The organism is Pseudoalteromonas sp. NCCP-2140 (assembly GCF_023708065.1).
Lineage (GTDB): Bacteria > Pseudomonadota > Gammaproteobacteria > Enterobacterales > Alteromonadaceae > Pseudoalteromonas.
The window spans coordinates 1-9,101 of sequence record NZ_BRCZ01000008.1 but is presented as its reverse complement, the minus strand read 5'-3'; the positions used below and the strand labels follow the sequence as shown (position 1 = coordinate 9,101).

The window sequence follows — 9,101 nt, the reverse complement described above, 5'->3', positions numbered from 1 at the left end:
AGAACCCACAAACAATGCCGCTCGGCTAAAAACTGACAGCTGAAAGCTGATGGCTTTAAATTCTCTTCCTCTATGCTCTCTGTGTCCTCTGTGGTTAGAAAAAGATCTTTAATTCACAAAGAGACTAAGAGGCGCTGCGCTTCAGAGGGAAACAAAAAAGCATTATTATCACTTCCTCTTTCTTTTCTCATTCACTTCTCTTTGTGCAAATATTTTCGGCACTAAAGTACCTCCTACGAGGTAGGCCCTGGCAAAGACCTACAAACAACACAGTCCAGCTTCAAACTGACAGCTGAAAGCTGACGGCTGTTACTGTTCGTACTTCTGCTTTATCTTTTCGATGATCTCAACATTCGCGGCAGGAAAGCTGTAATCATCAAGCTCGCTGAGTGCGACCCATTTACCTTGTTGGCCTTCTGCGCCATGGGCCGTACCAGTGAAGTCATCAACAATGTGCACATCTAAACGCACACATTTATCACCGTAGTCATGTTCGATAACCATTAGCTCTTCACTGGCGTTTACTGTTAGGTTTACTTCTTCTAATAGCTCACGCTGTAAAGCTGCAAACACGCTTTCGCCGTGCTCTACTTTGCCGCCAGGGAATTCCCATAAGCCTCCTTGATGTTTGTCGTCTGGGCGCTTACAAATAAATAACTGCTGATCTTTATAAATAACGCCAACAGCAACATGCACTATTTTTTTAGTCATTTGTTGTTTCCTTAATCATAAAAAAAGCGACGCAAGCGTCGCTTTTTATCACCGTGTTTTGGTTATTTTAATTTACCGCAACACTGCTTATATTTATTACCTGAACCACAAGGGCACGGCTCGTTACGGCCTACTTTAGGTTCTGCACGTTGTGTTACTACAGCACCTTCTGGTGTTTCGCCACCGATGTGCTCAGCTTCTTCATGTTGGTATTCACGTGGTGCATTTTCGCTACGGCGATGTTGCTCTTCAACTTTCTCAACATCTTCTTCAGCGCGAACTTGTACTTTACTTAAAATACCCACAACGTCGACTTTTAAGTTCTCTAGCATTTCAGAGAATAGCTCGAACGACTCGCGCTTGTACTCTTGCTTAGGATTCTTCTGTGCGTAACCACGTAAGTGGATACCTTGACGAAGGTGGTCCATCGCAGCTAAGTGATCTTTCCAGTGTTGATCTAGGCTTTGTAGCATAATCGCTTTTTCGAATTGACGTAGTACAGACTCGCCTACCATCTCTTCTTTTTGCTTGTATGCTTGCTCAACCGCTTCTTCGATACGCTCACGAAGCTTCTCTTCGTATAGTTTGCTATCGTCAGCTAGCCATTGTGAAATTGGCAGCTCGATTAAGAAATCTTGTTTTAAGCGTTCTTCAAGACCTGGTATATCCCACATTTCAGCTAAGCTTTGCGGTGCAATGAATTGGTCAATCACACCATTTAGCACATCGCCGCGAATTGCAGTGATAGTTTCTGAAATATCGCCTTCTTCAAGTAGCTCGTTACGTTGCGAGTAAACAACACGACGTTGGTCGTTTGCTACGTCATCGTACTCAAGTAATTGCTTACGAACGTCAAAGTTACGTGCTTCAACTTTACGTTGTGCGTTTTCGATTGCGCGGTTAACCCAAGGGTGCTCAATTGCTTCACCGCGTTGCATACCTAGTTTGCGCATCATGTTAGTCATGCGCTCACCAGCGAAGATACGCATTAACGCGTCGTCCATTGATAAGTAGAAACGGCTTGAACCGGCATCACCTTGACGACCAGAACGACCACGTAACTGGTTATCGATACGACGAGATTCGTGACGCTCAGTACCAATGATGTGTAGACCACCCGCTTCGATTACCGCATCGTGACGTTTTTGCCACTCATCTTTAATCGCTTTGATTTGCTCATCGGTTGGGTTTTCTAGCTTTTCAACTTCGCTGTTCCAGTTACCACCTAACACGATATCAGTACCACGACCGGCCATGTTAGTTGCAATGGTTACTGTGCCAGGTAAACCTGCATCGGCAACGATGTCTGCTTCTTGTGCGTGGAACTTAGCATTTAGTACGTTGTGCTTAATTTTTTCTTTACGTAAGAACTGCGATAAGTACTCAGAACTTTCGATAGAGATAGTACCCACAAGTACCGGTTGACCACGTTCTTGACAATCTTTGATATCAGCAAGAATTGCTTCGTACTTTTCTTCTTGTGTTAGGTACACTAGGTCAGCACGATCGTCACGGATCATCGGTTTGTTAGTTGGCATTACTACTGTGTCTAGACCATAGATAGACTGGAACTCAAACGCTTCTGTGTCTGCTGTACCTGTCATACCCGCTAGCGTGTCGTATAAACGGAAGTAGTTTTGGAATGTGATTGATGCCAATGTTTGGTTTTCGTTTTGAATGCGTACACCTTCTTTTGCTTCAACAGCTTGGTGTAAACCTTCTGACCAACGACGACCTTCCATTGTACGGCCAGTGTGCTCATCAACGATGATAACTTCGTTTTCTTTAACAACGTAGTCAACGTCTTTTTGATAAAGCTTGTGAGCACGAAGTGCCGCATACACATGACTTAATAATGTGATGCTTGAAGCTGAGTAAAGTGAATCACCTTCTTGAATTAAGCCGCGCTCAATTAGTAGCTCTTCAACTTTAATTTGGCCGCGCTCTGTAAGGTGAACTTGCTTAGACTTTTCATCGATAGTGTAATCGCCATCGCCTTCAACGCCTTCTTCATCTTCTTTTTCTTGAAGCTCTAGGTCAGGCACAATTTTGTTGATTTCGATGTAAAGCTCAGAGCTGTCTTCAGCTGGGCCTGAGATAATTAGCGGCGTACGCGCTTCATCGATTAGGATTGAATCCACCTCATCCACTACAGCGTAGTAAAGTGGGCGTTGTACACGCTCTTCAATGCTAAATGCCATGTTATCGCGCAGATAATCAAAGCCAAATTCGTTATTAGTACCGTATGTGATGTCGGCAGCGTAAGCGATTTTCTTTTGCTGTGGCATCATGCCTGGTACGTTACAGCCTACTGTTAGGCCTAAGAACTCAAATAATGGGCGGTTAGTTTCGGCGTCACGTTTTGCAAGGTAGTCGTTCACGGTAATTACGTGAACACCTTTACCTGTTAAACCACGAAGGTATGCAGGTAATGTTGCTGTTAGTGTTTTACCTTCACCGGTACGCATTTCTGCAATGCGACCTTGATGTAAAACCATACCACCTAGTAGCTGTACGTCGAAGTGACGCATGCCATTTACACGCTTAGATGCTTCACGTACCACAGCAAATGCTTCTGGTAAAATGTCATCTAGGCTTTGTCCGTTATCGTAACGCTCTCTAAATTCAGCTGTTTTTGCTTTTAAATCTTCATCAGAAAGCGCTTCTAATTGCTTTTCAAGCGCATTAATTAGAGCGACCGTCTTTCTTAGGTTTTTAATAGTGCGGTCATTGCGACTACCAAAAATCTTGGTAAATAAATTAGATATCATGATAAAACCGTTACAATATATTCTTTGTTAGCTAGTCACTAGCTAACCCACTTTCTTCAATTGATAATTAATATGCGCTTATGCTCATGATGTAGGGCATATTAATTAACAATTTATCAGTACGCTGTTCAAAACACCGCTTATTTCGTGCGCTATCATACCAGAGTCTGCGCAACATCAAACCTTCTGTGTGTGAAGATATGGAATTTCGGCAAGAAAATTTAAAAATCAGCCATAATCTTTGATCTAACCCCATAAAAAGGGTGAAAACAAGATTACTGAATAGATATGGCGACAATCGAAATAAAATCAAGATCAGGGGAGAAAAAAGGCGATTCGAGGGACGAGATTCGACTTTGTAAATGTAGGTCGTCATTTATGGCGACAAGATATTACATAACCTTCACCCATGACGCGCTAAAGCACGACCTACTTGCTCAGTCTGCGACAAGAAATATTGGACCACAGAGATCATAGAGGCGCTGCGCGCTACATAGAGAAAACAAAATTATCACAAAGAGATAAAGAGTCGCTTCGCTTTAGAGGAATAAAATTAATTAAAGAGCTAGAAGGTTTAACTTGTGTATTTCGCTCTGCAAACCTTTCGCTGTCTGTGAAAAGAAATATTTGAACCACAGAGAACACAGAGGCGCTTCGCGCTACACAGAGAAAACAAAATTATCACAAAATGATAAAGAGACGCTTCGCTCTAGAGAGTAAGTATTTAGAACCTCCTCTCGCTTCCTCTGTGCTCTCTATGTACTCTGTGGTTAGAAAAAGCTCTTGTTAGCGCGTCTTACATCCCGCAGCTAGCCTACAAACTAATACATAACAAACAAAACTATTCTGCTCAAAACTGAAAGCTGACGGCTTTACTTATTTTTGCGCCCATGTTGTGCTAAACGCTCTAACTTGGCTTTTAACGATGGAGGGGCATCTGCGGCGATGGCGCTGAGGTAATCGGCCGTTTGTTCGCTCATTTGACGCTTCGAAACAGGCTTTTGTTCTGGCTTATTTGTTGCCGATAAGCGCTGAGTTGCTTGTGGGTTTGCGGTAATTTTAATTTGCCCAAGCTCTACCATACCAGCGGCACGAAAATGCGAAAGCATATCCATTTTTAAGTAATTTAAACGCAGTGCAATCGGTGCTGAAACCGCTTCGATCATCAAAGTACCATCACGGTAATTACTTACTCGGCATTTTTTCGAAAGCGTTTCACCTAAGAAGTCATCAAGAATGATTTGTTGAGAAGACAAGCCTTGAGTTTTACCAGCATAAGACGCCAAGCGGCCACTTAAGCCTGCCATAATATCGCCAACAGCTTTTGGCGCGTATCTATCTTTTGCCATTAATCGTCTACCTAAAAGGGTTAATCACCACAAAGAGAATATACCACCTACGTAAATATGAAGCTATTAGGGACGAGGGGCAAGTTACAAGTTACAAGTTACAAGTTACAAGTTACAAGTTACAAGTTACAAGTTACAAGTTACAAGTTACAAGTTACAAGTTACGTGATTATAGGCGTCATGCTTGCTTGGCAAGTCTAATTTATGGTTTTTACAGTTATTATTCACAAAGAGGCTAAGAGGCGCTGCGCTTTAGAGAAAACAAAAGCATTATTAGCACTTCCTCATTTTCTTCTCATTCTTTTCTCTTTGTGCAAAATATATTTGAACCACAGAGAACACAGAGGCGCTGCGCTTTAGAGAAAACAAAAGCATTATTAGCACTTCCTCTTTTTCTTCTCATTCACTTCTCTTTGTGCAAAAAGATCTTACGCGCGAAATAAATTTCACGCCTACATCAAACGTAGGCGTCACGCTTGCTTGGCGCGTCTAAAATTCAACACCAAACCGGCAAATTAATAAAGAACCTACAAACAACACCGTTCGGCTCAAAACTGACAGCTGAAAGCTGACGGCTATAAATTCTTTTCCTCTGTGCTCTCTGTGTCCTATGTGGTTAGAAAAAGATCTTTAATTCACAAAGAGGCTAAGAGGCGCTGCGCTTTAGAGAAAACAAAAGCATTATTAGCACTTCCTCTTTTTCTTCTCATTCTTTTCTCTTTGTGAAAAAACAATATTTGAACCACAGAGAACACAGAGGCGCTCCGCGCTACACAGAGGAAACCAAATTATCACAAAAAGATAAAGAGACACTTCGCTGAATATAAACACTATTTTAATCTCTCTTTCTTTTCCTCTGTGCTCTCTGTGTCCTCTGTGGTTAGAAAAAGATCTTTAATTCACAAAGAGGCTAAGAGGCGCTGCGCTTTAGAGAATACAAAAAAGCATTATTATCACTTCCTCATTCTTTTCTCATTCACTTCTCTTTGTGCAAAAAGATCTTACGCGCGAAATAAACTTCACGCCTACAATGACACCTATCAGCTCAGCAGCGAATATGTACATTTTGCCCAAGACTTATAGCTTAAAGCCCCTCCCTCTTCCTCCTGCGTGATTGTTTCTGGTACACTTTTCCTTTGTTTTTTATTTAAATTGCACGATGACTCAACACTCTCTTACTTTAATCGTATTGGCTGGCGGGCTGGGTAGCCGCTTTGGCGGAAACAAACAAATTGCCGAAATTCCGGGGCTGGGCTGTACCATCATGGAGCTTAGTATTCAGGATGCTGTTAAAGCGGGCGTGAGCCAAGCCGTGATCATCATTAATAAAAAAATTCGTGCTGAGTTTGAAGCGACGATTTTACCGCGCCTGCCTGAGTCGCTCGAAGTAATCCTAGTTGAGCAAGAAATTAGTGCAGTGCCCAAAGGCTATGAGCACCTAGCCACTGAACGACAAAAACCTTGGGGCACAGGCCATGCATTACTTTGCGCAAAACCCTATGTGAATAACCCAGCCATTGTCATTACGGCTGATGATTATTATGGCGAGTCTTCTTTTGCAATTATTAGCGAACACTTCAAACAGCATAGCAATTGGGCGATGGTAGGTTACCCAATAAAAGATACACTATCCGAAGAAGGTGGCGTAAACCGTGGTGTATGCTCTGTTGATAGCCACCAGCATTTAACCGATGTGGTAGAGTACCTAGATATCAAACTCGAAAATAACGTTTTAAAGGGTAACAACCCACAAGGTGAAAGGTTAAAAATAGCCGATGAAGCCCTTGGCTCAATGAGCTTTTGGGGAATAACACCGAGTTTATTTAATGACTTAGAAAAAGGCTTTACTGAGTTTTTAGAAAATACTGACAACGGTGTCATTAAAGAGTACTATTTACCCAATGAGATACAACTCGCGATTAAAGATAACCGCCAAGCTGTAACCGTTTATACTGCAAAAGAGCCATGGTATGGCGTGACCTACAAAGCTGAATTGGATGCAATAGCACACACTTTATGTCAGTTACGCCGTAAGCAAAACGATTAACCCTCACCTCTTCTTGCAAAAAAATAAGTAATGGAAAATTAATGAAGTCGAATCCTGTTGCAACTTATCTTTCTGAGCACTTTGGCTTAAGCACAGATAACGTAACGCTAAAGCCAATTGGCAATGGCCACATCAACACAACCATGTTACTTAAATCAGAAGAAAACGCCTTGGTTGTGCAAAAGTTAAATACCGATGTGTTTCCTAATCCTGAGCACCTAGTTGAAAATGCACGACTAATTGAGCAGCACCTTAGTGAAAAACACGACAATGGTGAATACAGCCTCGAAATTATTCGTCATGTTCCAACTATCGAAAGCGACTTTTTAGTTGAATGCGATCAAGGTGTTTGGCGTGCACTCGAATTTATTGGCGGCAGTTATAGTGAAGATGTAGTAGCAACAATCTCGCAAGCACAAACTGCAGCCAATGCATTTGGCCAATTCGCGCTGGCATTACAAGACTTTCAGGCTGAACAGCTGCATCATGTGATCCCAGACTTTCATAACTTAGCGATGCGCTTTGATGCCTTCAAAAAAGTAATCGAAAAAGACTCTGTAAACCGTGCGGCACTTTGCCAAGACGACATCAATTTTTGTTTAGCTCAGCAAGGTTTGGTTGATGAGTTAAAACAACTTGAAGGTAACATTCCTTTAAGACCATGCCACAACGATACAAAAATCAATAACATGCTGTTTTGCACGCAATCTGACGATGCAAAAGCAGTCATCGACCTAGATACCTGTATGCCTGGTTATTGGTTATTTGATTTTGGCGATATGGTACGTACCTTCTGCTCTCCTGAGCAAGAAGATTCAACCAACCTAAGTAATGTACGTGTTCGTGAAGAGATCTTCGCCGCCATCGTCAAAGGTTATGTTGAACCATTACAAGATGTGATAACAGACGCCGAAAAAGAAAGCTTCTGGTTAGGAACCAAAGTCATGACCTTTATGATTGGCCTACGCTTTTTAACAGACTTTATTGATGGCGATAATTACTTTGCTACCAAACATGCAAACCAAAATCTAGAACGCGCCCGCAATCAGTTTGCTCTTTATCGCGATATTCTTGAAAAAGAACATACCCTTAAAGCGATATTAGAAATAAATAAAGGATAGGTTTTATATTCACAAAGAGGATGAGAGGCGCTTCGCTTTAGAGGAAGTAAAAACGATCCAGTGGTTCCCTTATTCACTTCTCTTTGTGCAAATATTTTCGCGCGAAATAAATTTCACGCCTACATCAAACGTAGGCGTCACGCTTGCTTGGCGCGTCTAACATTCAGCACCAAGCCTGCAAATCAATAAAGAACCCACAAACAATGCCGCTCGACTAAAAACTGACAGCTGAAAGCTGATGGCTATAAATTCTCTTCCTCTGTGCTCTCTGTGTCCTCTGTGGTTAGAAAAAGATCTTTAATTCACAAAGAGGCTAAGAGGCGCTTCGCGCTACACAGAGAAAACTAAAGTATCACAATGAGATCATGAGACGCTTAGCTGAATGAAGATAAATACTGTTTGAATCTCTCTTTCTTTTCCTCTGTGCTCTCTGTGTCCTCTGTGGTTAGGAAAAGATCTTTAACTCACAAAGAGGCTAAGAGGCGCTGCGCTTTAGAGGTAATAATACCACCTAAATTAGTGTCCGGTTTCATTGAAGCACAACACTTTGTGCAAAACATATTTGAACCACAGAGAGCACAGAGGCGCTTCGCGCTACACAGAGAAACCAATATTAAAAAAAGTTTGGTCTCACCTTCTCTTCCTCTGTGCTCTCTGTGTCCTCTGTGGTTAGAAAAAAGATCTTTAATTCACTAAGATATTAAATCTTTTGTTTTCCTCTTTTTCTCCTCATTCACTTCTCTTTGTGAAAATTTTTCGGCTCAAAACTGACAGCAGAAAGCTGATGACTAGTTTTTTATGCAAATATTTTCGGCACTAAAGTCCCTTATATGGACTCCTCCTATTGCACAATACCCTTCGTTAATTTTGTCAGACTGCGTACTTATATGCGGGCTCATAATGAGGAGCTACCTCGGCCCTTTGATGTATTCGCGCCCTTGTGTCTCTTCTCCTACTCGGTGTTTTAACACACCAGGCACTTTACAGGCTATCAAGGGTGGGTCTAACCGCTTAACGCAGGTTCTTGGTCAATACTGTTGTTTCTGTTACTGAAGGCTAAATATTAATTGGCTAGTAAACTGGGTTCATAACTCGTGCCCTT

Annotated in this window: 5 protein-coding genes; 2 read left to right on the top strand and 3 right to left on the bottom strand. The window is 41.9% G+C overall.

What is annotated here, in order from left to right; translation table 11 throughout:
* Positions 1-309: 309 nt before the first annotated feature.
* The 3 genes from mutT to NFU46_RS15155 all read right to left on the bottom strand — a co-directional run bounded on the left by mutT (position 310) and on the right by NFU46_RS15155 (position 4,831).
* Positions 310-711 carry an 8-oxo-dGTP diphosphatase MutT gene (gene mutT, locus NFU46_RS15165; protein WP_251602924.1) on the bottom strand — a complete coding sequence of 134 codons (402 nt, stop codon included), beginning with the start codon at positions 709-711 and terminating at the stop codon, positions 310-312.
* Positions 712-773: 62 nt separating this feature from the next.
* A complete protein-coding gene (gene secA, locus NFU46_RS15160) occupies positions 774-3,482 on the bottom strand; it encodes a preprotein translocase subunit SecA (protein ID WP_055022436.1) in 2,709 nt (902 codons plus the stop codon).
* 872 nt (positions 3,483-4,354) lie between these two features.
* Positions 4,355-4,831 (bottom strand): DUF721 domain-containing protein, encoded by a 477-nt coding sequence (locus tag NFU46_RS15155; protein ID WP_251602922.1) that lies wholly within the window; start codon positions 4,829-4,831, stop codon positions 4,355-4,357.
* A gap of 1,159 nt (positions 4,832-5,990) precedes the next feature.
* On the opposite strand from NFU46_RS15155, the gene NFU46_RS15150 reads away from it, so the two are divergent.
* Both NFU46_RS15150 and NFU46_RS15145 read left to right on the top strand, forming a co-directional pair.
* Positions 5,991-6,878, top strand: coding sequence for an NTP transferase domain-containing protein (locus NFU46_RS15150; RefSeq protein WP_251602920.1), 888 nt, complete (start codon positions 5,991-5,993; stop codon positions 6,876-6,878).
* Between the two features lie 41 nt (positions 6,879-6,919).
* On the top strand, positions 6,920-7,999 hold the full coding sequence (locus NFU46_RS15145) for a phosphotransferase enzyme family protein (protein WP_251602917.1): 1,080 nt from the start codon (positions 6,920-6,922) through the stop codon (positions 7,997-7,999).
* Positions 8,000-9,101: the final 1,102 nt, after the last annotated feature.

Coding starts and splice junctions, on each gene's coding strand:
- mutT (WP_251602924.1), bottom strand. CDS start 711: ATGACTAAAAAAATAGTGCATGTTGCTGTTGGCGTTATTTATAAAGAT.
- secA (WP_055022436.1), bottom strand. CDS start 3,482: ATGATATCTAATTTATTTACCAAGATTTTTGGTAGTCGCAATGACCGC.
- NFU46_RS15150 (WP_251602920.1), top strand. CDS start 5,991: ATGACTCAACACTCTCTTACTTTAATCGTATTGGCTGGCGGGCTGGGT.
- NFU46_RS15145 (WP_251602917.1), top strand. CDS start 6,920: ATGAAGTCGAATCCTGTTGCAACTTATCTTTCTGAGCACTTTGGCTTA.
- NFU46_RS15155 (WP_251602922.1), bottom strand. CDS start 4,831: ATGGCAAAAGATAGATACGCGCCAAAAGCTGTTGGCGATATTATGGCA.